Genomic DNA, 377 nt, shown 5'->3' on the forward strand with positions numbered 1-377 from the left:
TCCTCCGGAACGGTCGTGACCAAGACAAAACGGAACGCTTTCCGTCTCGCCCGCTCCCACGCCTCTTGGTCGAATGCCGCGTTCAGGCGAAGGGCGAACCGCGTTTCCACCTCCGGTTCCGCCCCTTTTTTCGGNNNNCCGCGCCGTTTTTTCGGGCGAATGACCTCGTCAACGGACGCCTCGACGCGATGGAACCGAGGGCGAAGGGAAGCCTTGAGAGACGCCAGCGCTTGTTCGGCGTCTTCCCGGCAGGAAAACAGGCGGCTCTCCCATTGGGCTTGTTCTTGTGAAAGAAGCTCTGCTTCTTTTTTCCGTTTGTTTTCAAGTTTCTTCCCTTTTCGTTGGTCCAGCGCGCTGGATTCAACGACGATCAGCCG

At 58.7% G+C, this 377-nt stretch carries 2 pseudogenes; both read right to left on the reverse strand.

The features are described 5' to 3' along the window. Positions 1–134: pseudogene (locus VU18_RS20015) on the reverse strand (transposase); the annotation flags it as partial. 4 nt (positions 135–138) lie between these two features. Beyond that, a pseudogene (locus tag VU18_RS20020) lies at positions 139–377 on the reverse strand (transposase); the annotation flags it as partial.

The organism is Geobacillus sp. ZGt-1, from assembly GCF_001026865.1.
GTDB classification, from domain to species: Bacteria; Bacillota; Bacilli; order Bacillales; family Anoxybacillaceae; genus Geobacillus; species Geobacillus thermoleovorans.